The sequence below is a fragment of the Hyalangium versicolor genome (assembly GCF_020103695.1).
Classification (GTDB): Bacteria; Myxococcota; Myxococcia; order Myxococcales; family Myxococcaceae; genus Hyalangium; species Hyalangium versicolor.
In genome coordinates, this window is record NZ_JAHXBF010000019.1 from 238687 (window position 1) to 263727 (window position 25041).

At 67.7% G+C, this 25041-nt stretch carries 19 protein-coding genes; 12 read left to right on the forward strand and 7 right to left on the reverse strand.

Annotation, left to right across the window (positions count from 1 at the left end; genetic code table 11):
• Nucleotides 1–3 precede the first annotated feature (3 nt).
• Nucleotides 4–618, reverse strand: a complete 615-nt coding sequence (locus KY501_RS35150) for a hypothetical protein (RefSeq protein WP_224368077.1) — start codon at nt 616–618, stop codon at nt 4–6.
• A gap of 372 nt (nt 619–990) precedes the next feature.
• Between KY501_RS35150 and KY501_RS35155 the strand changes: the two genes are divergently transcribed.
• The 6 genes from KY501_RS35155 (at nt 991) to KY501_RS35180 (ending at nt 5945) form a co-directional block, all read left to right on the forward strand.
• The gene (locus tag KY501_RS35155; protein ID WP_224368078.1) at nt 991–1266 is read left to right on the forward strand and encodes a tetratricopeptide repeat protein; all 276 of its coding nucleotides are present in this window, start codon (nt 991–993) and stop codon (nt 1264–1266) included.
• 110 nt (nt 1267–1376) lie between these two features.
• Nucleotides 1377–2045: a TetR/AcrR family transcriptional regulator gene (locus KY501_RS35160; RefSeq protein WP_224368079.1), complete on the forward strand. Its 669-nt coding sequence runs from the start codon at nt 1377–1379 to the stop codon at nt 2043–2045.
• Nucleotides 2042–2842, forward strand: coding sequence for a CoA transferase subunit A (locus KY501_RS35165; RefSeq protein ID WP_224368080.1), 801 nt, complete (start codon nt 2042–2044; stop codon nt 2840–2842). Before KY501_RS35160 ends, KY501_RS35165 begins: the two co-directional genes overlap by 4 nt.
• Nucleotides 2839–3579 (forward strand): CoA-transferase subunit beta, encoded by a 741-nt coding sequence (locus tag KY501_RS35170; protein WP_224368082.1) that lies wholly within the window; start codon nt 2839–2841, stop codon nt 3577–3579. Before KY501_RS35165 ends, KY501_RS35170 begins: the two co-directional genes overlap by 4 nt.
• A gap of 29 nt (nt 3580–3608) precedes the next feature.
• Entirely contained in the window at nt 3609–4649 is a 1041-nt protein-coding gene (locus tag KY501_RS35175) for an alcohol dehydrogenase catalytic domain-containing protein (protein ID WP_224368083.1), read from the forward strand.
• A gap of 33 nt (nt 4650–4682) precedes the next feature.
• A complete protein-coding gene (locus KY501_RS35180) occupies nt 4683–5945 on the forward strand; it encodes a hydroxymethylglutaryl-CoA synthase family protein (protein WP_224368084.1) in 1263 nt (420 codons plus the stop codon).
• Between the two features lie 46 nt (nt 5946–5991).
• Here the strand turns inward: KY501_RS35180 and KY501_RS35185 are convergent, their stop codons facing one another.
• Both KY501_RS35185 and KY501_RS35190 read right to left on the reverse strand, forming a co-directional pair.
• On the reverse strand, nt 5992–8691 hold the full coding sequence (locus KY501_RS35185) for an ABC transporter permease (protein ID WP_224368085.1): 2700 nt from the start codon (nt 8689–8691) through the stop codon (nt 5992–5994).
• A complete protein-coding gene (locus tag KY501_RS35190; RefSeq protein WP_224368086.1) occupies nt 8688–9032 on the reverse strand; it encodes a PadR family transcriptional regulator in 345 nt (114 codons plus the stop codon). The genes KY501_RS35185 and KY501_RS35190 overlap by 4 nt, the downstream gene beginning before the upstream one ends.
• A 152-nt stretch (nt 9033–9184) precedes the next feature.
• On the opposite strand from KY501_RS35190, the gene KY501_RS35195 reads away from it, so the two are divergent.
• Nucleotides 9185–12550 (forward strand): CHAT domain-containing protein, encoded by a 3366-nt coding sequence (locus KY501_RS35195; RefSeq protein WP_224368088.1) that lies wholly within the window; start codon nt 9185–9187, stop codon nt 12548–12550.
• A gap of 61 nt (nt 12551–12611) precedes the next feature.
• On the opposite strand, the gene KY501_RS35200 is transcribed toward KY501_RS35195, so the two are convergent.
• Nucleotides 12612–14093, reverse strand: a complete 1482-nt coding sequence (locus KY501_RS35200) for an Ig-like domain-containing protein (protein ID WP_224368090.1) — start codon at nt 14091–14093, stop codon at nt 12612–12614.
• A 160-nt stretch (nt 14094–14253) separates the two neighbouring features.
• Nucleotides 14254–16344, reverse strand: coding sequence for a WD40 repeat domain-containing protein (locus KY501_RS35205; RefSeq protein ID WP_224368092.1), 2091 nt, complete (start codon nt 16342–16344; stop codon nt 14254–14256).
• A 113-nt stretch (nt 16345–16457) separates the two neighbouring features.
• Here KY501_RS35205 and KY501_RS35210 point away from each other — a divergent pair, with 113 nt between their 5' ends.
• Together KY501_RS35210 and KY501_RS35215 are read left to right on the forward strand one after the other, a co-directional pair.
• Nucleotides 16458–17651, forward strand: a complete 1194-nt coding sequence (locus KY501_RS35210) for a cytochrome P450 (protein WP_224368094.1) — start codon at nt 16458–16460, stop codon at nt 17649–17651.
• A 236-nt stretch (nt 17652–17887) separates the two neighbouring features.
• Nucleotides 17888–18238, forward strand: coding sequence for a hypothetical protein (locus KY501_RS35215; protein WP_224368096.1), 351 nt, complete (start codon nt 17888–17890; stop codon nt 18236–18238).
• A 990-nt stretch (nt 18239–19228) separates the two neighbouring features.
• On the opposite strand, the gene KY501_RS35225 is transcribed toward KY501_RS35215, so the two are convergent.
• Nucleotides 19229–19606, reverse strand: coding sequence for a hypothetical protein (locus tag KY501_RS35225; protein ID WP_224368105.1), 378 nt, complete (start codon nt 19604–19606; stop codon nt 19229–19231).
• Nucleotides 19607–19801: 195 nt separating this feature from the next.
• On the opposite strand from KY501_RS35225, the gene KY501_RS35230 reads away from it, so the two are divergent.
• The 3 genes from KY501_RS35230 to KY501_RS35240 all read left to right on the forward strand — a co-directional run bounded on the left by KY501_RS35230 (nt 19802) and on the right by KY501_RS35240 (nt 22017).
• Nucleotides 19802–20890, forward strand: a complete 1089-nt coding sequence (locus KY501_RS35230) for a hypothetical protein (protein WP_224368107.1) — start codon at nt 19802–19804, stop codon at nt 20888–20890.
• Nucleotides 20891–21358: 468 nt separating this feature from the next.
• The gene (locus KY501_RS35235) at nt 21359–21520 is read left to right on the forward strand and encodes a hypothetical protein (protein WP_224368109.1); all 162 of its coding nucleotides are present in this window, start codon (nt 21359–21361) and stop codon (nt 21518–21520) included.
• 161 nt (nt 21521–21681) lie between these two features.
• Nucleotides 21682–22017, forward strand: coding sequence for a YciI family protein (locus KY501_RS35240; protein WP_224368111.1), 336 nt, complete (start codon nt 21682–21684; stop codon nt 22015–22017).
• Nucleotides 22018–22186: 169 nt separating this feature from the next.
• Here the strand turns inward: KY501_RS35240 and KY501_RS35245 are convergent, their stop codons facing one another.
• Nucleotides 22187–24658 carry an RCC1 domain-containing protein gene (locus KY501_RS35245; RefSeq protein ID WP_224368113.1) on the reverse strand — a complete coding sequence of 824 codons (2472 nt, stop codon included), beginning with the start codon at nt 24656–24658 and terminating at the stop codon, nt 22187–22189.
• Nucleotides 24659–25041 lie beyond the last annotated feature (383 nt).

Here is a 25041-nt window from a genome sequence, read left to right on the forward strand (position 1 = left end):
TCCTCAAAGAAACGAGACGCCCACGCTCAAGCTCATGAGCAATCCCTGCTGCTGGTCGAGGGAACTCTTCAGGTCGGAGCTCTCGATGAAGCGCCCGTTGCTCATCATCCGGATGTTGTCCTCACGCAGGCGCTTGCTCCACCCCAAGCGCGGCGAAACGAAGGCATGCGCACCGAGATTGCCTCGGACGCCCACGCCCACCACCGCCACTGGAGTGAAGAGGAGTTCCACCGGCAGCTCGGCCCCGTCTGCGCCGCGAACGGTTCTCTCCTGGCCCAGGTTGAAGCTGGCTCCCGCCTCCACGAAGGGACTGAAGCGCCTCGAGCCCAGCGGATACACCCGCAGCAACGGACTCACGCGATAACCCCATGCATCCGTGCCACCGCCCACCTGGAGCCCCAGCCACTCGATGGGCCGGAACTCCAGCTCCAAGCCGAACACGCCCGACGGAGCATGCAGCCCCGCGGACAACCCGAGATCCAACCGAGTCTCCTGGCGCCCCCACGGAGTGGCTTCCGCCTGCGAGGGCTCGGGCGCCGGCTCCGCCGCGGACACGCACAGAGGCGACAGGCCCAGGGCCAGGACGGTGGCGCGCAGCCGAGGCGACAGCAGGCTCATGCGGCAAGCTTGCCCAAACTCGCTCTCAGCGGGAATTGCCTCTCGGGGAAGCTCCAAAAAGAAACGGCGGCGCGCACTCCGAGCACCTTGGAGGGGTTTGCTTGTCCGGAAGCACGCGCCGCCGCAAACCGACGGGACTGCTGGTTCAACACCTTGGAGCGACAGCCGTGCACGGCCGTCATTTCGAGATGTGCACTCTGAACAATCCCTCTGACAGTCGGTATTCCACCCACCTTTCACACCTTTCCTCCCGCCCTCCAGGGCTATGCCTACATGTGTGCCATGCAACTACCCGGAGGCTTGTGCGAGAGAGCCAGTGCTGATCTGATCAGGCGCTCGGAGGACTTCTTGCGCGGCAGGCAACGACCCACAGTGACGGATCTCCTGCACAGGGCAGATCTGCACGAGCGTGACGGCATGGTGTTCAAGGCCGCGGACGTGTGGAAGCACGTGCTCAAGCTCGAGCCCAAGCGGACCGAGGTGCACGAGCGCCTCGCGAGCCTCTACGAACGAATGGATCTGCGGCCCGAGGCGCGCGAGCACCTCGAGTCCGTCGCCGAGCACTACGTGGTGCTCTGTGACGTGGACGGGCTGGTGCGCACGATGGAGCGGCTTCAGGTGCTCCACACCCGCAACCAGGCGCGCTGAGCCTGTGCTTTTCCAGTCAAACAAGCATTGACGTCGCTCTGGCGCCCGTGTTACCGACCGGTCGGTAGGTCCATCGTTCCGGGAAAACCCCCGCCGGAAGGAGAGCGAACGTGACACCGAGAAGGCCCGACGACGGAGAGCGTTTCCGCGCCATCCTGGAGACGGCAGCCCGGCTCATCTGCGAGCGCGGCTACGAGGGCACCTCCATGCAGGAGATTGCCGACGCGTGCCGTCTCACGAAGGCAGGGCTCTACCACTACATCCAGAACAAGGAGCAGTTGCTGTCGGCCATCATGGGCTACGGCATGGACCTGTTCGAGGGCCAGGTCATCGCGAAGGTCTCGGACATCACGGACCCTGTCGAGCGGCTGCGCGCGTGCATGCGGCGCAACATCGAGCTGGTGACGCGCGGGGCGAGCAAGGAGGTCATCATCATCCTCCACGAGCACGCCACGCTCAAAGGCGAGGCCCGTGAGTACATCGATCGGCGCAAGAAGCAGTACGTGCGCTTCATCGAGACGACGTTCGCCGAGGCGGTGAAGCAGGGCCGCATGCGGCCGCTCGAGCCCACCATCGTGGCCTTCTCGTTCCTGGGCATGGTGCTGTGGGTCTACAAGTGGTTCAAGCCGGACGGGCGGCTCACCGAGGAGCAGATCGTCACCGGGATGGTGGACCTGTTCTTCGCGGGGCTGGCGGCTCCGGGGGCTGCGGCTTCGCCCGAGCAGGGCGCGGCGGTGCTGGCGCTGGTGCCTCCCACGGCGGCGGGGGAGAAGCCATGAAGCCGGGACGCTGGCGCCCCATCCAGGAGGCGGTGGCCTCCATCCCGGATCAATCGTGGGTCGCCACCGGGGGCTTCATGCTGGGGCGCGCGCCGATGGCGCTGGTGCTGGAGCTCATTGCCCAGGAGCGCCGCGGCCTGCAGCTCATCTCCCTGCCCAACCCGCTGCCCGCGGAGTTCCTGGTCGCCGGTGGGTGCCTGGCCCGCGTGGAATTGCCCTTCGGCGCGCTGAACCTGGAAGGCCGCGTGCGCCCCATGCCCTGCCTCAAGCGGGCCATCGAGCAGGGCTCCATCGCCTGGCGCGAGCATGACGGGTACCGCATCGTCCAGCGGCTGCGGGCGGCGTCCATGGGGCTGCCGTTCATCCCCGCGCCGGACACGGACATGTCCGAGCTGGCCGACGCCGATCCCCCTCGCAAGGTGGTGGACCCGTTCACCGGCAAGGAAGTGGCGGTGGAGCCTGCCTTCTACCCAGACGTGGCGCTGGTGCACGCGCGCGCCGCGGACGAGCGCGGCAACCTCTTCATCGAGGACCCCACCACGGACCTGCTCGTCATCGGCGCGGCGAAGCGGGTGATTGCCACCGCCGAGGAGCGCGTGCCTCGCCTCTCGCGCGTCACGGTGCCGGGGTTCCAGGTGGAGAGTGTCTCAATGGCTCCCAGCGGCGCGCTCCCCACGGGCTGCGTGGGCCTGTATCCGCACGATGACGCGATGCTCTCGCGCTACCTGTCCATGGCCGAGGCCGGCCGCGAGGCGGAGTTCCTCCACTCGCTGATGGCGGCCCGGAGGGCGGCATGAGCACCTCGCCGCAAGCCACGCCCGCGGAGACCGTCGTCTCCCTGCTCGCCAAGGAGATCGACGACGGGGCGGTGGTGGCCACGGGCGTCGCCTCGCCGCTGGCCATCCTGGCGATCGGCGTCGCGCGCGCCACGCACGCTCCCGGGCTGACGTACCTGGCCTGCGTGGGCTCGCTGGACCCCGAGCTGCCCGAGCTGTTCCCCTCCTCCGAGGACCTCGGCTACATGAACGGCCGCTCGGCGGAGATCACCATCCCGGATCTCTTCGACCACGCCCGGCGCGGCCGCGTGGACACCGTCTTCTTCGGCGCGGCCGAGGTGGATTCGCGTGGGCGGACGAACATGACCGCTTCGGGCAGCCTGGAGAAGCCTCGCACCAAGTTCCCCGGTGTCGCGGGCGCGGCCACGCTCCGTCAGTGGGTGCGCCGTCCCGTGCTGGTGGTGCCCCGTCAGTCCCGCCGCAACCTCGTCCCCGAGGTGCAGGTGGCCACCACGCAGGACCCGCACCGCCCCGTGCGGCTCATCTCGGACCTCGGCGTCTTCGAGCTCGGTGCCCAGGGCGCCCGGCTCCTCGCCCTCCACCCGTGGACCGACCTGGACACCCTGCGCGAGCGCACCGGCTTCGCGTTCGAAGTCCAGGGCCCGGTCCCCACCACCCCCGTCCCGGACGCGGCCACTCTGGCGGCGATCCGGTCCATGGATCCCCGAAACCTCCGCGATTCGCTCGTGGGGGCCTGAAACCCCGTCACCAGGGAGTCATCATCCGCATGAAGGCCGTCGTTCTTCGAGAGTTTGGCGCAGCCAGCAACCTGAAGCTCGAGAGCGTCCCCATGCCTCGACCGGGGCGCGGGGAGGTGCTCGTTCACGTTCACGCCTGCGGCGTCTGCTACCACGACGTCATCAACCGCCGCGGCAACCTGCCCCGCACGCACGTGCCGGCCATCCTCGGCCACGAGGCGGCGGGCGAGGTGGTGGAAGTCGGTCCGGACACGCCGGGATGGAAGGTGGGAGACCGGGTGGCCACGCTGCAGCGGCTCTCGTGCGGCGACTGCGCCCTGTGCCGCAGCGGGCGCAACAGCCTGTGCCGCAGGGACAACCGCTTCTTCGGCGAGGAGCTGCCCGGCGGCTACGCGCAGTACCTGGTCGCCCCCGTGGCGGGCCTGGGCCGCGTACCCCCCAACATGCCCTGGGCCGAGGCCGCCACCGTCTGCTGCACCACCGGCACGGCGGTGCACACGGTGCGCACGCGCGGCAAGGTGCGCGCCGGAGAGACGGTGCTCATCACCGGCGCCAGCGGCGGCGTGGGCCTGTCCTCGGTGCAGCTGGCCAAGGCGGACGGGGCGCGCGTCATCGCCGTCACCTCCGGCCAGGCCAAGGCCGAGGCCCTGCACAACGCGGGCGCGGATGAAGTCATCGTCTCGCGCGGGCTGGACTTCGCCTCCGAGGTCCGCAAGCGCACCGCGGGCGAGGGTGTCAACGTGGCCATCGAGATCGTCGGCAGCGTCACCTTCGAGCAGACGCTCAAGTCCATCGCCCCCGGCGGCCGGGTGGTGGTGGTGGGCAACCTGGAGACGGGCACGTTCAACCTCAACCCGGGCCTGGTCATCGTGAAGGAGCTGGAGATCCTCGGCGCCTATGCCACCACGCGCGAGGAGCTGGACGAGGCGCTGCGGCTGACGGCCTCGGGCACGGTGCGCGCCTTCGTGTCGGAGTCCGTCCCCCTGGAGGAGGCGGGCCGCGCACACTTCCGGCTGGAGAACCGAGAGATCGCCGGCCGGCTCGTGCTCATTCCCCCCACCCTACAGTAAACTCCGCCCACCCCACGCATGCAGGCACCTACCATGAAGAAACTCGTCGGAATCGAAGCGCTGGCCATCGCCGTCCCCAGCCGGTACGTGGACATCCAGGAGCTGGCCCTGGCTCGCGGAGTGGATCCCGCGAAGTACACCGCGGGCCTGGGAGCCAAGGAGATGGCCGTGGCGGATCCCGGCGAGGACTCCGTCTCGCTGGCGGCCACGGCCGCGGCCCGGCTGGTTCGCAACAACAACGTCGATCCGTCCCGCATCGGCATGCTCGTGGTGGGCACCGAGACGGGTATCGATCACTCCAAGCCGGTGGCCTCGCACGTCCAGGGCCTGCTCAAGCTGCCGAACTCCATGCGCGTCTATGACACGCAGCACGCGTGCTACGGCGGCACCGCAGGACTGATGGCGGCCTCGGAGTGGATCGCCTCCGGCGCGGCGGCGGGACGCTCGGCCATCGTGGTGTGCTCGGACATTGCTCGCTATGGGCTGAACACGGCGGGCGAGCCCACCCAAGGCGCGGGCGCCGTGGCGCTGCTCGTCTCGGAGCAGCCGGACCTGCTCGCGCTGGACGTGGGGCTCAACGGCTCGTGCAGCATGGACGTATATGACTTCTGGCGTCCGCTGGGCCGCCGTGAGGCCGTGGTGGACGGGCACTACTCCATCCAGTGTTACCTGGACGCGCTGTCGGGCGCGTATCGCGGCTGGCGCGAGCGCGCGCTGGCGCACGAGGTGGTGCGCTGGGGCTCGAACCTGCCGGGCGAGCAACTGGCTCGCATCCTCTACCACGTGCCCTTCTGCAAGATGGCGCGCAAGGCCCACACGCAGCTGCGGCTCTGTGACTTGCAGGATGCGCCGAGCGGCGCCCCCGCCACCCCCGAGGCCCGCGATGAGCTGGCCAAGAGCGCCGCCAGCTACGAGGCGCAGGTGGCCTCCTCGCTGTCGCTCAACGCGCGCATCGGCAACGTGTACACCGCCTCGCTGTACCTGGCGCTGGCAGGGCTGCTGCACGGCGAGAGCGCCGCGCTGAGCGGTCAGCGCATCGGCCTGCTCTCCTACGGCAGCGGCTGCGCGTCGGAGTTCTTCTCCGGCGTGGTGGGCGAGAAGGCGGCGAAGCGCATGGCGCAGACGGACGTCGAGTCCGTGCTGGCCCGCCGCGAGCGCGTCTCCGTGAAGGAGTACGAGCGCATCATGAACCTGCCGTATGACGCGCCCGAGGCCCTCACGCCCGCCGCGGGGACGTTCCGGCTCGCGGAGATCCGCGACTTCAAGCGCCGCTACGTCGAGGGCGCGGCGAGCTGAACCCGCTGGCAGCCCGGGAGGGTGGGCCCCTGAGCCTGCCCTCCCTTCAGTCCGAGCGCAGCGCCGTCACCGGATCCACGCCGGTGGCGCGCCGCGCGGGCAGGTAGCTGGACAGGAGCGCCACGGCCCCCAGCACGGTGACGACCCCCAGGAAGGTGAGCGGGTCCGCCGCGCTGACGCCGAAGAGCATGCTCCGCAGCAGGTACCCCATCCCCAACGCCACGCCGACTCCGAGCGCCAGGCCCACCGCGGTCAGCCGCAGCCCCTGCCCCACCACGAGCCGGAGCACGCTCGCACGGCTTGCGCCCAGCGCGATGCGCACCCCCATCTCCCGAGTGCGCTGCACCACCGTGAAGGCGAGCACTCCGTAGATGCCCACGGCGGCGAGCAGGATGCCCGCACCTCCGAACAGCGCCAGCAGCAGCGCGGTGAAGCGCGTCCGAGAGGCGGTGCGCATGGCCACCTGCTCCAGCGTCCGCACGTTCGCCACGGCCAGCTTCGAGTCCAGCTCGCGCACGGTGCGCCGCGCCGGTTCCGCCAGGGACGTGGGAGACAGAGAAGTCCTCAGCACCACCGTCATGGCTCGGTTCGCCGCATCCCTCGCGTCTCCGAGCGGCCCGTGCAGCAGGTAGTACTCGGCGCGGGCCTCGTCCTTGAGGCTCTGCGCGCGGACATTGGCCACCACGCCAATCACCGTCATCCACGGGAAGGGCTCGCGTCCTGGGCTGCTCCTGACCCGGAAGCGCTTGCCGAGCGGATCCTCCCCGGGCCACATCGCCCGCGCCGCAAGCTCATTCACCACGGCCACCTCGAGCCTCGGGCCGTCATCCTCGGCGGAGAAGTTCCGGCCCTTCATCACGCGGATCCCCATGGCGCGGAAGTAGTCGGGCGTCACCGCCAGGAAGTTGGGCGACGGGCCCACCTCACCGGCGGCCAACGTCTGGCCCTCGATGTCCACATCCCACGTCGCCCGCGAGCCACCCATCGGCAGGCCCGAAGTCGCCGCCACGGACTCCACCCCAGGCACCGCGCGCAGGCGCTCGAGCAGCTCGCGGTAGAAGCGGGCCACCTGGGGCCCCTTCTCGTACTGCGCGCTCGGGAGGGAGAGATCCAACGTCAGCACGCGCTCCGCGTCGAAGCCAGGCTCCACGTGGCTCAGCGCCCAGAAGCTGCGCAGCAGGAGCCCCGCGCCCGCCACCAGCGTGACGGCCAGCGCCACCTCGGTCACCACCAGCACGTTGCGCGCCCTCAGTCTGCGCAGGCCTGCGGTGAACCCCTTCCCGGCTCCCTGGAGCGCTTCCCGCGGATCACTCCGCGTGGCCTGGAGCGCAGGGAGCAGTCCGAAGGCCAGCCCGGACACAATGGCAATCCCCATCGTCACGCCCAGGGCGGACAGATCCACCTGGGCCTGGGTAGCTCGGGGCAGCATTCCATCCGCGAGCGCCAGAAGCGCATCCACGCCCCACTGCGCCAGCATGAGTCCGCCCAGCCCTCCGCCCACACCCAGCACGAGGCTCTCCGTCAGGAGTTGCCGCACGATCCGCCACCGGCTTGCGCCCAGCGCGGTCCGTACCGCCAGCTCGTGCTGCCGCGCCTCGCCTCGGGCGAGCAGCAGGTTGGCCACGTTCGCGCAGGCGATGAGCTGCACCAGGAGCACGGCCCCCAGCAACAGCAGGAGCGCCTCGCTGACCCCACCCACCCACTGTTCCCGCAGGGAGATGACCAGCGCGTCAAAACCCAGGCGCGTGGGGTAGTGCTCGGGATAGGTCTCCACCAGCCGTCCAGCCAGGGTGGACAGCGCCGTCTGGGCCTGCTCCAGCGTCACGCCCGGAGCCAACCGGCCCAGCGCCCCCAGGCTGTGAGCCGAGCGCCGAGCCGGATCCAACGGGCCCAGCGCCAGGGGAACCAGGAACTGGGCATCTCGGAACTCGAAGTCCTCCGGCAGCACTCCGATGATGGTCCGGGACACGCCGTCCATCCACAGGGGGCTGCCAATCACCGCCGGATTCGCTCCGAGTCGCCGCTTCCAGAAGCCGTGGGTGACGACCACCACCTGATCCTTGCCGGGCACATCCTCCTCGGCGGTGAACCGCCGGCCCAGGCTGGGGACGACCCCCAGCACCTCGAACATCGAGGCTTCCACCTGCACCCCGGCGAGGCGCTCGGGCTCACCCTCTCCCGTGGAGACATTGAAGTACTCCCAGTCGAGTCCACTGAAGGCGCTGAACGTGTCGCGCGCCTGCCGGAAATCCTCCAGCTCGGGCTGGGAGATGCTGAACCGGTCAGCGCCGATGCCCGGCATGCGGGTGAACAGGGCCACCAACCGCTCCGGGTGAGGGTACGGCAACGGCTTCAGCAGCACCCCCTCCACGATGCTGAAGATGGCGGTGTTCGCTCCGATGCTCAGCGCCAGCGTCAACACCGCGGCCGCCAGGAAGCCCGGAGAGCGCCGCAGCGAGCGGAGCGCGTACCGGACATCCTGCCACAGCGAGTCCCAGAGCTCCGCGCGCCGGGCGGACTGCTCGCGGGCACCGGACTCCTCCTCACACTCGCGGCGGATGCGCTCCAGGTCACCGAAGCGGCGCAGGGCCTCGGCCTGGGCGGCCTCTCGAGACATCCCCTTCGCCATCAACTCCTCGGCGCACGACTCCAGGTGGTAGCGCAGCTCCTCATCCACATCCGCGCGGACGTTCGAGCCCCAGAACCGCAGGTAGCGCCGCCAACCCGCCTCGGGCCTGCGGCTCATGTGGCCTCCGGAGTGAACGTGAGCACCTTCGAGACCGCGTCCGCGAAGCGCTGCCAGCTCGTGGTCTGCGCGCGCAACTGCTGCCGGCCCGCGGTCGTCAGCTCGTAGAAGCGAGCGCGGCGGTTGTTCTCCGACACGCCCCACTCGGAGCTGATCCACCCCCTGCGCTCCAACCGGTGCAGCGCCGGGTACAGCGAGCCCTCCTCCACCACCAGCGCGTCCTGCGTCACCTCCTGGATCCACCGCACCACGGAATAACCATGGCGCGGCCCCCAGCTCAGCGTCTTGAGGATCAGGACATCCAGCGTCCCCTGCAGCAGCTCCATGTCCGCCTTCGGCATCGCGTTCCCCTAGAATGACAAGGGAAGAGTCACCCACTTCCCCTAGAACGTCAAGGGGAGGGGCCAGTGTTCCTCACTGAACGGACAGTCTGCTCCCCCGTGGGAGGGAGTGTCCGAAGGATGCGTGTACGCTCCCGGCCATGCCACCGCCCATGGACGAGAGAGCCTTCATCGCCCGCATCGAGGCCGCGGAGCCGGACGTGTTCGCCGCCCTGCTGTCGCGTCCCAGCCGGGATGAGGAGCGCGCGCTGCGGGCCTACTTCGGGGACACGCGCTTCGAACGGCTCCACACGATGGCGATCCGCCGCGCGGGCGCCGCACGAGGCGCGCGTGCTCCCCGAGGCAACGTCGTCGTGATGCCCGGCATCATGGGCAGCGAGCTGTCGGAGTACTCGGGTGCGAGCGCGAGCGGCATCTGGCTCAACCCGCTGCGGCTGGCGATGGGGGGAATCGCGCACCTGCGCCTGGACGACACGGGCCAACCGGTGTTCGACGTGCGTGCCTCGGGCGTGCTCAAGCTCTTCTATGGAGAGATCGTCCTCGCGCTCTCGGAGAACTGGAACGTGCAGACGTTCTGGTTCGACTGGCGGAGGGACTTGCGGGATTCGGCGGCCGAGCTCGAGGAGCAGATGCGGACCTGGTTCCCCGAGAACGCGCCCGTGCACTTCATCTGCCACTCGATGGGTGGGTTGGTGGCGCGCACCTTCATCCAGGCCTATCCGCAGCGCTGGCGCTCGATGTGGGACAAGGACCCGAAACGGCCGGGAGCGCTGGGCGGCCGGCTCCTCATGCTGGGCACGCCGAATCACGGCTCGTTCGCGGCGCTCCAGGTCATCACCGGCCTGGAGAAACTCGTGCAGTGGCTGGCGATGCTGGACATGGAGCACTCGCTCACGGAGGTGCTGTCCATCCTCAACACCTTCGTGGGCACCTTCCAGATGTTGCCCTCGCCGCGGGTGATGAAGGACATGGAGCCGCTCTACCACGCGGACACCTATGAGGACCTGCGCGTATCCCAGGACCGGCTGGACGAAGCCCGAGCGCACCACGATCGGCTGGCGAACGTGGTGGATCCCGAGAGGATGCTCTACGTCGCCGGCTACAACCTGCCCACCATCCATGGACTCGCCAGTACCGACGGGCTGCGCTCCCCCAACGCGTACACGGTGACGCGAGCGGGCGATGGCCGCGTGCCCCACTCCCTGGGCCTGCTGGAGGGAGTGCCCACCTGGTACGTGGAGTCGGCCCATTCGGCCCTGACGCTCGATAGACGTGTACTGAGCGCGTTGGACTCCCTGCTCACCCAGGGCGAGACGGATCAACTCTCGCCGACGTGTCCGCTCCAGGTCCGCGGCCCGAAGAAGGATGACCCGAGTGCGCGGCGGCAACTGGAGTTGGAGCACGAAGAAGCGGACCGGGAGGTGCGGCAGTTGGTGGAACACCTCCAGGCGCGAAGCACGCGAGGCACGGCGCCGCCCTACCTGATGCGGGACGAGGTGAGACTGCAGGAGAGGCTCGCTGGCACGATGCTCGGGGACACTGAGACCCTCCTCCCGGAGCCGCAGCCCTCGGGGCCCGCGGCGAAGCGGGTGCGGGTGGAGCTGCGCATCGCGCGGGGGTACATCCAGTCGTTCGAGAGAGACGGAGCGCGGGGGCTGCCCGTGGATGCCGTTTCGGTGGGCCACTACCTGGGCGTCGTCCCCCAGCGAGCGGAGCGGGCGCTGGACGAGGAGATCAGCCGGGCGCTGATGGCCCAACGGGGCCGTGGCTCGGAGCAGCTCGAGGAGTCAGACCTGCTGCTGACGCAGTACTCGGAGCGCGGCGTGCTGCGCGGAGAACTGGGGCAACCCTTCTTCGTGAATGATCCTCGCTCGCCGGGGCGGCTCATCGTGCTTGCGGGCATGGGCATACCAGGGCGCTTCGGCATGCCCGAGCTGACCGTCACCGTGCGCGAGCTGTTCTGGTCGCTGAGCCGGATGGGCAAGAAGCACCTGGCCACGGTGCTGATCGGCTCCGGCGAGGGCAACCTCTCTGTGGAGGAGGCGGTGCGCGCATGGATCCGCGGCGTGCAGCAGGTGACGTCGGGCTCGGACATGGCACTGCTGCAACGCATCACCTTCGTGGAGGTGGACGGAACCAAGGCCCGAGCGCTCCAGGAGGCGCTGCGCGGCGAGGTGGCCCGGCTGCGGATGGATCCCCGCCTGGAGCTCGACTTCGAGGAGCTTCCGGCGGCGGAGCTGCGCCGCAAGCTGCAACCGCCGAAGTCACCTCCCACGCACCAGCGCTCCGAGCGCAACCCCGTCCCCACTCGGGTGACACTGGGATTGGAGCACAAGCGCTACCAGTTCGCAGCCATCACCGAGGGAGCGGCCATCCCGGAGCGGGTAGTGCCCATCGATCCGCTGCTGGTGATGCAGGCCAACGACGAGCTGGCCGCCGAGTGGAAACCGGTGAAGCAGCTCTACCACGGGCAGTTCCTGGAGAAGCTGTTGGTGCCGGCGGAGCTGCGCTCGGAGTTCTACCGGCACCGCGAGAACCCGGTGGTGCTGATGCTGGACGCATCGACGGCGCGGATCCACTGGGAGGCCCTCGCGCAGTCGGACGCGGAGGTGCCGGCCTCGGAGCTCTCGGACAACCAGGAGGCGGTCTTGGATCTATTCCTGGGAACGAGCCGGGGCCTGACGCGGCAACTGCGGACCACGTTCGCGCCACCGCCCGAGCCGCCTCCGCCTCCCCGGCGCGTGCTGAGAGTGCTGGTGGTGGCCGACCCCGCCGAGGACAACCATCTGCCGGGGGCCGAGCAAGAAGGACTGGAGGTGGCAGAGCTGCTGGAGAGCTTCAACCACGTTTACTCGCAGGGCTCCAACCGCGTCGAGGTGGTGAAGCTGTTCGGGCCACATGACGCGACACGGACCAACGTGCTGCGCCACCTGCTGATGAAGACGGAGCCCTACGACGTGCTCCACTTCGCGGGGCACTGCGTGTACGACGAGCAGGACAAGGCGGCCTCGGGCTGGCTGTTCAGCCGGGACGAGCGGCTGACAGCCAACGAGCTGCGGCGGCTGGACCGGATACCGCCCTTCGTCTTCTCCAACGCGTGCGAGTCGGGCAAGACGCCGGACCGTTCGGAGCTGCGCTCGGTGGATCTGGCACCCACGTTCGCTGAGTCCTTCTTCGAGCGGGGAGTGTCGAACTTCGTGTGCACGGCATGGCCGGTGGACGACTTCGCCGCGCGGCAGTTCGCGCTCACGCTCTACGGTGGGCTACTGGGCCTGCGGCGAACCAAGGAGGGCCGCTACGAGCGCGGCCCGATGCTGCCGATGTACCAGGCGATGCAGAAGGCGCGGCGGGAGATCGCGACGACCTCCTCGGGGACACGGACGTGGGCGGCGTACCAGCACTACGGCAGCCCGTTTCTTCGCCTCTTCGAGCCCTGGGCCTTCCAGGCCCCAGAGCCCGAGAGGCCCCCGCGCCGCTCACCTGCTCCAGCCCGGCGGAAGCGCACGAGGAGAGGGTGAGGCTACTCACCACAACTCTCTACTCGGACCCGCCGAGCCGATAGCGTCAGCGGTGATGCCGTCAGTCCCCAGAAGTGGCGGGCGCACCATCGGCCACGGCGAAGATCAGGTCGTCGTGATCCATGTAGCTGCCCGCGGAGCAGATTTCCGCAGTGGTGCCTCGGATGCCGAAGACGGCGCGGATGGCCTGTAAGGGGGAGCCTGCGGGCAGGGTCATGGTGGCCGAGAGCACCTGGCGGCCACTCCCCGTTGGCACCAGCGTGGTGACGTATGTCCACGAGGGGTTGTTCGCATCCGGGGCGTGGAACAAATCCAGGGTATCGGAGGTGTAGTTGCGATGAGCCCAGACCGTGGCGGAGATCGTCACCTGCTGGCCTAAAGCCCGCGGACCGCCATCCACGGTGGTGATGCTCAGCCGGTCCAGCGACTCATCGACGTGGTAGGTGCCGGCGTTGCGGTCAATGCAACTGGTGTTGATTGTGTTCGGTGAGTTGAGCTCGGGCCCCTGGTTGCCCCGGCCGTTGAGGAGCGTGACGGTGTCGCACAGGGAGCCCACGGTGGCACAGCTGGGGGCCCGGAGCACCGGGTCGTAGACGGCGGTGCTTGCATTCATCACGGTGACGCGCACAGCGGTGCTGCTGGTGGTATTGGAGGAGGTATCGACTGCCTCGGCCACCAGGGTGGCGGTGCCGTTGGCGGTCTCCAGGGTATTCCACGGCAACTCATACGGCGCGGACTCATCGCTGCCCAGCAGCCGGCCGTTGACCCAGAACTTCACCCGCTGGATGGCGACATTGTCCGTGGCCTCGGCCTTCAGCAACACCGTGCCTTCGACCGAAGTGCCTTCTGTGGGCTGGGTGAGCACTGCGGTGGGGGGCATCTTCTCGTTCACGGCGAAGATCAGGTCGTCGTGATCCGTGTAGCTCTCCGTGGCACAGCTCTTCGCGGAGCCAGTTTGATACCTGAAGACGCCGCGGATGGCCTGCAGGGGGGCGCCCGCGGGCAGGGGAAAGGAGGTCCGGATCACCTGGAGGCCCTTGTTCCCGGGCTTCAACGTGGCGATGTGCGTCCACGAGGGGTTGTTCGCATCCGCTGCGTGGAACAGATCCAGAGTATCGTGGGTGTATTGGTTTTCAGCCCAGACAAAGGCGGAGACCGTCACCTGGGCACCTTCCGTCAGCGGGCCACCGAACACGGTGGCGATGTACAGCCGGTCCAGCGACTCATCGACGTGGAACTTGCCGGAGCTACCATCCGCGCAACTGGCGTTGATGGTGTTCGGTGCGCCGAGTTCGGGACCGAGGGCGCCCCGGCCGACGAGGAGCGAGCCGCTGTCGCACGAGGCGCTCGAGGCAGAGCAAATGGGGGCCTGACGCACCGGATCGTATTGGGCGACGCCCACCGCTTGCTGCTGCGGGGAGGTGCTCTTCAGCTCGGAAGCGACGGCCGGAGACTCCAGGGGTTCCAGCGGGACAGCGTCGATGCCACAGCTTGCCAGCGCGAGGCCCATCAGGACCCCCGCGAAACACTTCATCTTGTACATGGTTCCACCTTCGTTGCGTCCGGATTGGCCGGGAAAGGGCCATTGGTACGATTCGCTCGATTGGCGGATTTATGAGGGGAAATAAAAGTTTGGCACCGGAACGGAGGTTTTCTCGATGGGTGCGAAAACCCGAGTCCCGCAGCGCGACTTCATGGGCGCCTCAACGGAGCGGCACTGCCGGACCAATCCAATTGATCATCGAGAAGGAGATGATGCGCCGTGCCGGACTCAGGTGCAATCTGGAGTCGAGGAGGATTCCCTCGTCGGTGACCTCGAGCAGGGACGCGATGTCGTACCATCCCGCGTTCTCGTTGAAGTACAGAATCACCACCTGGCCGACATACGGCGCGAGGTTCTCGCGGCAGATGGCGGGCCCACTCTGGAACACCGGGTCGGCCCGGTAGTGGCTGATGGGAAACGTGGGGACCTGGTATCGCTCCAAGGGTCCCCGCTCCGCGTGCCGGGCGGCTCGCGCCTGGGCCGTCTCGCGTTTGGGCACGGGGATGCGGTGCTCCGCGAACGGGGCCTTCCGCCTGCGAGCCTTCGCGACCGGTGCCTGCTCCTCCAGCCGCGTGTGCCGAGTCCCGATCGCCCAGCGCCAGGGCCAGGCATGGCGCCCTTCCACCGAGAACATCAGCCTGGGTGCCAGCCGATCCTGGGCTCCAGGCGGGCCGACCACGGTGCCGTCCGGATCCACTCGCGTGAAGGCCCAGCCGTGCTCGGTCGGAATGAACTGGGAGGATGCGTCCGGCCAGGGGTTCCAGGAGTCCAACGGCGGCATGTGCCCCGGCTCCATGTCGAACTCAAAGTGGGAGCGCAGGTGTCCGCTGGTCATGTCCCAGAACGCAATCGCGGAGGCCCCCACCCCCACGAGCGTGTTGTCCGCGCCCCACTCCAGCCCCTGGATGCCGCCAACACCCTCGAGCCGCCGGAGCAGCCTGGGCTGACGTCCCACCTCCCACAGCTCGACCCCGCTCTGTCCGAGCAAGCATGCTCCCGCGGTACCGTCGGGGGACCAGGCCCAGCGACGCCTGTCGCCGTGCCAGCGAGACGTCGCGACAGATTCCATCTTCAACTGGCACAGGAGCTTCCCTGCCTCGAAGACGCAGACCGCGGGGCGCTCATAATCATTGATGACCACGGCCAGCCTGCGGCCATCGCGTGACCAGACGAGCTCGCTGACCCAGTGGTAGCTCGCTTGGATTTGCTTGCTCAGCGAGGCAATCGTTCGACCGGTGTGCCCGTCGGCGAGCGTGAGATGCTTCTCACCGTAGGCCAGGAGCGCGCCGTCCGGTGAGAACGCCATGGGCACCTCCGCTCCATCGAAACGGAACTGGAGATTGCCGCTGCGGACATCGATAGCGGAGGCGGACGAGTAGGACGCTCCATCGCCGTCATACTCATTGACGCAATAGCCGTAGACCCGAGAGCCATCGGGGCTCCATCGCACCCAGGTGTGTGGGCTCGACTCCGAGGGCTTCGCGCGCAACCGGGCGGGGCACCAGCGCACCTCCGCACTGTCCGCGGTGAATGCAGCACCGTCCCTGAACGGGACGATGCATCCGAGCGCCTGCTCCGGCCCGGGAGTGGAAACGAACAGGTCCCTTTCATCGGGAGACCAGCACCAGGCGGGCGGGTGGCCCATGTTCTCCACGGACTCGGGGCGTTTGTAAAACTGCGGCGGTGGCGAGCCCCAGCGCCGCGTGACGTCGACGGTGAATGAAGGCCGGGTGCTGCCGGCAAAGGGCCGCAGCACGCCAACGTCGGCATAGTTGAAGACGACGCCGAGCCACTCTCCCGAAGGAGACCACTGGAGGGAGGAGGGCTCATTCCGGCCTCCGACCCCTCCGAGCTGCTTGAACCCGATGACATCGACCACGAGGCCCGTCGCCAGCTCCCAGATGCGCAGGTCTCCGCTCGTGTAGACGTCGACGGTGCTACCGGACGTGTCGACGAGGCCACTCACGATGGCGAGATAGCTCCCGCAGGGACTGAGCGCAGATGCTCGCTGAATGCCCGTGTAGCGCGGGGTCTCCACGAGCCGTGCTCCCGCGCCCAGGATCTTCCTGGAGACCCGCCGATGGAGCGCCGTGATGCCTCGCTCGCGTTCGAGCCGGAGGAGCCGTGCGCGCAGCGGCGGAAGGTCCCTGCTGACCACGAAGTTTCCAAAGTCGGCTCGCTTCAGCAGCGACTCGAGTTCCTTGTCAGAGCTCTGGACCAGCAGAGAGAGATTCGCGAAGAGTTTCGGCATGCGTCTGGAGTCACCCGTTCGCTCGACTCTACCTCAGGTGCCACAACGATCCGCTCCGGCCTGTTCGCTCTGGGGCAGGCCATGGCCTAGCATGCGGCGCGGAGGTGCGAACCATGAGCGCTCGTGTGAACCTGCTGGCTCCCGAAGTCCTGGCCAACCCCTATCCCGTCTTCGCGGAGCTGCGACGTGACGCTCCGATATGTCAGGTGGAGCCCGGAGGGCTCTGGGCCGTCAGCCGCTACGCGGACATCATGAACGTGCTCAAGAACCCCCAGCTCTTCTCTTCGGAGGGGATGGCACGCTCCATGGAGCCCGCGTGGTTGGGGTACAACCCGGTGGCGCGCTCCATGCTGGTAATGGACCCGCCCCGGCATGGACGTGCGCGCTCGCTCATCAGCCGCGCCTTCACGCCTACCACCATTGCCCAGCTCGAGCCCTTCCTGCGTGCCACTGCCGAGCGGCTCGTCGACGAGCTGCTGGCGCGCCGCGATGCGGACTTCCTCCAGTCCCTGGCCCTCCCTCTGCCCGCCGCCGCTATCGGACACCTGATGGGGCTGGATGCCTCGCTCTACTCGCGCTTCAAGCACTGGTCCGACCACGTCGCCGTCGTCAGCGCCATCTCCGCGACCGACATCGAGAAGCAACAACAGGTCCAGCGCTCCCTCCAGGAGATGGAGGGCTACCTGAAGGAAGTCCTGGAGCACCGCCGCCGTGAGCCCGGGGATGATCTGGTGAGCGGACTACTTACGGCCCGGGTGGACGGGGAGGCGCTCTCGGACGCGGAGCTGATGAGCTTCCTCTTCCTGCTCCTCGTGGCCGGACTGGAGACGACGGTCAACCTGCTGGGCAACGGAGCTCTCCTCCTGGCGGACCGCCCCGATCTGCTGGAGCGTCTGCGCGCCGAGCCGGAGCTGATCCCCTCGTTCATCGAGGAGGTGCTGCGCTACGAATCTCCGGCTCAGGCCGGCTTCCGGCTGACGACGGCGGAGGCGGAGGTGGGAGGCGTGAAGTTGCCGAAGTACTCCGTGCTCATCCTGCTGTTGGGCTCGGCATGCCGGGACGAGCAGTACGTCCCCGACGCGGAGCGCTTCGTGCTCGGGCGCAAAGACCCGGCCAACCTGCCCTTCGGGCACGGCATCCACTTCTGCCTGGGCGCGCCCCTGGCTCGGCTGGAGGCCCGCGTGACACTGGAGGCGCTGCTGCCACGGATCCGGAGCCTGTCGCGCACCCCGGAGGCTCCGCGGTGGCACCCGTCCCTCCAGATTCGCGGCCTCATGAGTCTCCCCGTGAGGGTAGAACCGGCTTGAGGGCAGTCCGAGCTCCAGGAGTCCGGAGCCATCACGGATTCTGCGGGAGAGCCCGAGGTCGGGGGATGCTTGCGTCCAGGAGGGATGAAGGGGACGTAGCAGGCGCTTTGACCACCTCCTGGCAAAATGGAGGTTCTCGAGGACCTCTCATGCATCGGTTTCTCATGTGTGCAGCATTTAGATGCTCCGCAACTGCGCTGCTTCTCGTGCTCACTGCATGCCAAAGCACCCAACCCATGTTGCGCGCGGCCTCCGAGGCGGCAGGTCTTGAGGCGAATGAGGAGCCGCTGCATGAATCGAGGCAGGACCCGATGCTGGAATTCGAAGCCTCCCTGGCCACGCAAGCGTGGTGCGCGCAACACCATAACTACTGCACGGAGAAGTGCCTGGAAGAGTACATGCAGTGTGTCAAGGAGATGGAGTCACAGCCCCTCATGTTCCCGGATATGAAGGCCGCCCAAGATTGGCTCGAGCGGAACAAGAAGGAGGTACTGGTAGGTAGTATCGTCCTGGTGGCTGGGGCCGCCTTTGTCATCGGCACGGCAGGCGCGGGCGTGCTGGTGCTGGTACCTCTTGTGGCTCTCTGAGGAGCGGTCTCGTGACAACACGACCAGAAGACTTCGAATTTGAAGCGTTGTGCCAGACCCTCGAGAGCACGGTGGAGCATGTCCCGGAAACTGCGCGCGATGCGCTCAGTGCCGCAGCGAACGCGCTCCATTACCTCTATGTAACGGACCAGTTTACGGCATTCCGTGAGTACCTCCGCGACACTGACACCCCTGTCCCCGCCTCGATCGATCCTGCACATGTCTTTCCGGACGTGACACGTGCTGAGGAGTGGCTGCGGAAGCAACCGCTGTCTTCCTGGGGAACTCTCGTGAAAGTGGCTGGAAAAACGTTCGCTGTCGGGAAGCGGGCAGAGATGAGACTGATACTCGTGCCCTCCTTCACATCGCAAGAAGTAGATTCGCCAGAACGCAGCGAGTAGGCGCTGACTCCCCGCCACCTGTCAACTCTCGTTGGCCAACCTCGCCACCGCCCAGCAGGATCCGAGGATGCGCGCCATCGTCGGTCGGATGTTCTTCAACGGAGGATTCGACGCCAAGGTGTGGCGCCAAGGGCTGCCTTTCTTGCTCTCCCCTCTCACCCCAGAGGTCTGCTTCAACAACGAGCCTGAGTGGAAAGCTGCTCGCATTTTCGGGACCAAATCCGGTTTTTGGGACCAAACCGGAGACGGAAACGACATGAGCAAGACGTGGATCGGCAAGTGGAAGCGTATAGGCGGGATAGAGGCCATGTGGAGGGTGAGGGCTGGAGCGGAGATGTCGAGGAGGGCCGCTGACGGGGGCGGCCCGAGCAGTGAGCCAAGCGGGTGGAGAAGCAGCGCAGCCCCTTGGAGTACACGCCGGCCCTGGCCGCCCGCCCATGAGGTGCGCGGCAGGGGCTTGGCTCTCTTGGCCCTGGCGGCAGGTGCATGGTGCCGTCCGGCAGCGGGCGCTTCATGCGATAGGCGATGCGGCCATCCTCCATTCGCGAAAGGCGCTCCAGCGCCTGCGCGCCACGCGCCCCATAGCCGCTCAGCCGCTCCAGCCCCTGCCTGTCGTTGGCATGGAGGTGCGTATTCGCATGCTGGTCGTACGCCGTCTTCTCCCGCAGGCGACCGGGTCGCACTTCTTCATCACCGCCAGCACGACTTTCACCGCGCTGTTCTGGGCTGCGGTGTCGCGGCGGCGGATCAGCTCCCTGGCGATCTCGACCGTGGCCGCATCACTGTCGTCGAGAGAGCGGAAGGTCAGCGTGGTGAGCATCGTGGCCGAGAGCGCACGGAGGCGTTTCTTCTGCAGCTGATCGAACTGCGGCACTTTGGTGAGCACTCCATCTTTGGTGCCGAGGGCGTCGATCGCCTTTCGGGTGCGGAGTTTCGCGAAAGCAGCATCAGCAGTGCGGGTGGACATGGGTGGCGCACTCCATCCAGCCGCACGGGCGCGCCCCAGAGAACAGCGGGCCGGGCCTGCATCTGCGCGATCGGCGGCGCCAGCCGGCACGGGTGCAGCCCTCACGCGCCGGCTCGCACGCGGATGCACGGCGCCCCAGCGTGTTATGACGCGTGCGTGCTCGTCCACGCCCTCGATTCCGGCTTCCCTGAGACCATGGCCTTTGCCGTTGACACCCCCAGCTTCACCCGCCTGCGCGCCGGCTTGCGTGAGGTCCTCGAACGAGGGCTGACGCGCACCCTGCGTAGCCTCTGGCCCGACATCGTGCCGGCGCACGATCGGGAGTGGAAGCGAGTCCGCTGGCGCCTCCCCTCCGACCTGCTGCTGCGCTGGTGCCGCGCGGTGGGTGCCGCCGGCGGCCGCGAGACCGAGGAGGCGCTGGCTGAGGTCACTGCCTGGCTACACCAGCGCCCCTCGGCGGTGATGAAGCCGGACCTCTGGCTCGGTCTGTGCCACTGCTCGGTCGAGGAGCTGCGTCCTCGAGTCGAGGCGGGCTCGCTGAAGAATGGCGACACCTTGTCCGACCTGCTCGTCCAAGTCGCCGTGTCCCTACTCCGGCAGCTCATGGACGAGAGCCCGCTCGAGGAGGATGCGTCCAGCCCTGAATGCCCCATCCAGGATGTCGCCTGGGTCGCCGGCCTCCGCTTCAAGACCGGGGAGGCGGGCAGGATGCGCGCGCACATCGAGGGCCCGACCACCGACGCCGTCGTCATCCCCGACGGCGTCAGCTTCGACACCGTGCAGCCGGAGTCGCCCTGCGATGTCCTCGCTGCTGTGCGCGACCAGGTCCACCTCTGGCACCTGCTCATGGCGCTGGTCGGGCCCTACATACGGAGCCGTGGCCCGGGGCCGTTCCTCGCCCCCGAGGCGCTCGGTCATCCAATCGAGGACCCCTCCTGGTGCGTCCTGCCCCTCTTCGAGGTAGGTCGGCCCGGCGCCGCCCAGCACTGGCGCTGGCCGCTCCTCAGAGCGTGGCACATCCCCCCCGGGGAGGCCGATGCGGTCCGCCGCCGCGTCGAGACTGCTCGCCCCAGCCGTGCCTGGCACCAGCGCTTCAATGCCAAAGCCGAGCCCGAGCGATGGCGCACCCTGGTTCAGACCCGCTGGCCACACCTGCGGGAGCGCTTCACCGACCTGCTCGCGGAGGCCACGCATGCCGGGCGGACCGTCGTGCTCGTCGAGGCCGAGCTCGGGCACGCCACGGTCGTCCCCGTGGAGGCCAGCGGCGAGCGCATCCTGGTATGACCGCAGCTCGGCAGGGGGGGCGATCAGTTCACCGGCTCCATCTCGGCGTATAGGCGGGAGAGAGGCCATGTGGAGGGTGAGGGCTGGAGCGGAGATGGAGAGGGCAGAGACGAGAGGCCAGGAGTTAAAACGAACGTCGAGCAATGCGTTGCCCTCACCGGAGCCATCCTCCACGTTGATGGCGAGGGACACCGAGGAAGAGGCACTCCGAGAGTCGCTCACGGTCAGGGTGAGAGTTACCAGGCCCGTTGTGGCTGGAGCAGTCCACGAGGTGCTGGCGTGAGTGGGGTCTGAGAAAGAGCCAGCAGAGGCTATCCAGGCGTAAGAGATGGAGTCGCCCGTGTTCGGGTCCTGCTGGAGGGTGATGGCAACAAGGGTTGTCTGGTTGGTTGTGATAGTGACACCAGACGAGGACCCCTCGAATAGCAAGGTATTGCTGGAGTCGAAAGCCTGAGCGAGGAATTCACGGTGAGCGCCAGCGGAGATGTTGCCGATGACTCCCCCCATAATCCGTCCGTTCGTACCAGCTCCGTCGTGATGGATGGCATGTCCGGGCCGGAGGACGTGACGGTGACGCGAGAGACGGACGCGGCGGAGGAGAGGGTTTGGCCCACGGAGACGGCGAACTAGGCGGAGCCAGCTCCCTCAGACTGACTCGATACCGCTATCCCTGCGTCTGCCGAGTGACAGAGAGGACTTGAGCTCCCTGGGCCCATTGCAAATCGTCGCCGCCGGGCATACTTCGGGGCGGCGCGAGAACTGAAGCTCGCGCCTCACGAAAGGGTTGGCCCGTGAAAAAGTTCCTCGTTCTTTACAAGGCGTCGGCGTCGGCTTTCGAGCAGATGATGAAGGCTACGCCGGAGCAGCAGAAGGCCGGAATGGATGCGTGGATGACTTGGAGCAAGCGCGCGGCCGCGTCGATCGTCGACATGGGAGCGCCGCTCGGAAAGAGCCTGCGCGTAACGAAGGGCGGTGCTTCGCCGACCACGAATGACCTCGGCGGATATTCGCTGCTGCAGGCGGAGTCGAAGGAAGCACTCGCGGAGATCCTGAAGGGGCACCCTCACTTCATGACGCCCGACAGCTCCATCGAGGTCGTCGAGATCATGCCGATGCCGGGCATGTGAAGCTTGCCGGACTCACATCGAGCGTGACCCGCCCGCGCACAGCCGCAGGCTTCAGGCCGCTCGCTCTTCCTCAACCCACCACCTCGATCGCTCTGGCCAGGGCGATCACGCCTTCGCTGTGGAAGAGCTGCCGCGCAGTCACTGCGCCGTCCAAGCCTCTGGAGACCTCTCAAGGGAGGGTGACTGTGACTGGCATGGAGCTGTACGCCAGGGTGCCATCCCCCACCTGACCGTGGAGATTGTGCCCCCAGCTCCATGCCGTTTCGTCGTTGCGCACCGCCAGGGAATGAGTGCCGCCAGCGGCCACCACCTTGCTGGTCAATCCGCTCACCTGTACCGGCGTCAGGCGATCGGTGTCCGTTCCATCTCCGAGCTGGCCCTCCATGTTGGAGCCCCAGGCCCACACCGCGCCATCGCTGCGCCGCGCCAGGGAGTGTCCCCTGCCTGCTGACACCGCTACCACGCCGCTCAGCGCGCTCACCTGCGCCGGCACCAGGCGCTGGGTCTTCGTCCCGTCCCCTAGCTGGCCGGAACTATTGGAGCCCCAGGCCCACACCGTGCCGTCTCCGCGCACCGCCATGGAGTGAGTGTCGCCGGCCGCCACCGCCACCACGCCGCTCAACCCGCTCACCTGTACTGGCGTCTGACGGCTCGTGTGCGTCCCATCCCCCAGCTCGCCAAACAGATTGCTTCCCCAGGCCCATACCGTTCCATCTTGGCGCACTGCCAACGAGTGAGCACCGCCAGCCGCCACCGCCACGACATCGCTCAGCCCATGAGCCGTTACGGGGAGCCGGCGGTTGGTGGTCGTCCCATCTCCAAGCTGACCGGAAGCGTTGGCGCCCCAGGCCCACACCGTGCCGTCATTCAGCACCGCCACGGAGTGCGCATCCCCGGCCACCACAGATGCCACGCTGCTCAACCCGCTTACCTGCACCGGTGTCCAATGCCACAAGTCGGTTGAGCCGTCTCCCAGTTGGCTCTCGGAGTTTGAGCCCCAGGCCCACAGTGTGCCATCGCTGTGTATGGCCAATGAGTGCCTGTCACCGGCTGCCACCGCCACCACGCCGCTCAGCCCCACCACCTGCACCGGTGCCCTGCGCTCCATCTCCGTTCCATCTCCCAGCCAGCCGGCATCGTTGTAGCCCCAGGCCCACACCGTTCCGTCATGGAGCACCGCCAGCGAGTGAGTGTCTCCCGCCGCCACCGCTACCACGCCGCTCACCCCGCTCACTTGCAGGGGCGCCGCACGCTGGGTGTCTGTTCCATTCCCCAGCCGGCCTTGCCAGGCGAGCCCCCAGGCACTCACGGTGCCGTCGCTGCGCAGCGCCAGTGAGTGTTCCCAGCCGGCCGCTACCGCCACCACGCTGCTCAGCCCGCTCACCTGCGCCGGCACCCAGCTCCCGATGTCTGTTCCACTCCCGAGCTGGCCGGAATCATTGGCGCCCCAGGTCCACACCGTGCCGTCGCTGCGCAGCGCCAGCGAGTGCCGCCTGCCGACTTCCACCGCCACCACGCTGCTCAACCCACTCACCTGCACTGGCGCCTGATGACTGGTGTTCGTCCCATCACCCAACTGGCCCTCGAAGTTGTACCCCCAGGCCCACACCCTGCCATCGCCGCTCACTGCCAGGGAGTGGCCTTCGCTGGCCGCGACCGTCACCACACCGCTCAGCCCGCTCACCTGCACCGGCGCCGTACGTTGGGTATATGTCCCATCTCCTAGCTGACCGCGGGAATTGGTACCCCAGGCCCACACCGTCCCATCACTGCGGATCGCCAGCGAGTGGCCGTCACCGGCCGCGAGCGCTTTGACATCGCTCATGCCACTCACCTGCACCGGCGTCACATGCTGGATCTCCGTCCCGTCCCCCAACTGCCCGACGATATTGTTTCCCCAGGCCCATACAGTGCCATCTCGGAGCACTGCCAGCGAGTGGATGCTGCCAGCCGCCACGGCCACCACGCCGCTCAGCCCGCTCACCTGCACGGGTGTCAGGTGCTCGGTGTCCGTCCCATCCCCGAGCTGGCCGTACATGTTGTTTCCCCAGGCCCACACCGTCCCGTCATTGCGCAGCGCCAGCGAGTGCCCTTCGCCGGCTGCCACGGCCATTACGCCATGCAGTCCGCTCACCTGTACTGGAGTGCGGCGCCGGGTCTTCGTCCCATCCCCCAGTTGGCCGAACATGTTGTTTCCCCAGGCCCACACCGTCCCGTCAGCGCGCACCGCCAGCGAGTGGGAGAAGCCACTGACCACCGAGAGGGGACAGATGGGGGTGACCGACACGGTGAACTGGTGCGAAGCAGAGAGGTTCAGCGCGTTGGTGACGGTGAGCCGTACCCAGGGAGCATCCTTCTGGTGCACGCAGTCGGGAGCCGTCCAGACCACATCGCTCGTGGTGGCGGTGCTCTGCGCTTGTCCCAGAGCGCCCGTGTTGGTCTCCCAGGAAAAGCTCAGGGGGCTGCCCTGTGGGTCCGCCGCCGTGGCGCTCAGGGTGATGGTGCCTCGTGCGGAAGTGGATGGCGCGGACTGAGAAGACTGCACAATCTCTGGCGGGAGCGACACGCCGGCATCGGGACGAGGGCCGCCATCCTCGGGAGGATTGTGGCAACCTGCCGCACCGCTCAAGCTCACCACCATGAGGAGCAACAGACTCTTTGGAAATCTCACAAGCACCTCAGACACGCAGCGCTTGGTGAAGCCGGAGGCGTCGCTGAGCGTGTTTGGGAAGCACTGCAACTGACGCAGCGGCTTCTTGTCAATGACCTGGAATGGGGACGATCCTCGGGGTGCGCCAGGCCAAGACTGGCCAGAGAGGAGGGAGTAGCGACCTGAAACTCTGGGAAGCAGCCTGCGGGTGAAAGTCCCGACCGGAGAAGGCCGAGGCCGCCAACCGGAAACGAGTCTTGCGCGGACGCCCGCGAGGGTGGACGTGAAGCGTAGACAGTAGGCCTGTGGGCCATGGGGTTGAGCCCCGAAAACGTGACCCCTCCCCAGCCACACTCGCCAGGGCACACGCTATC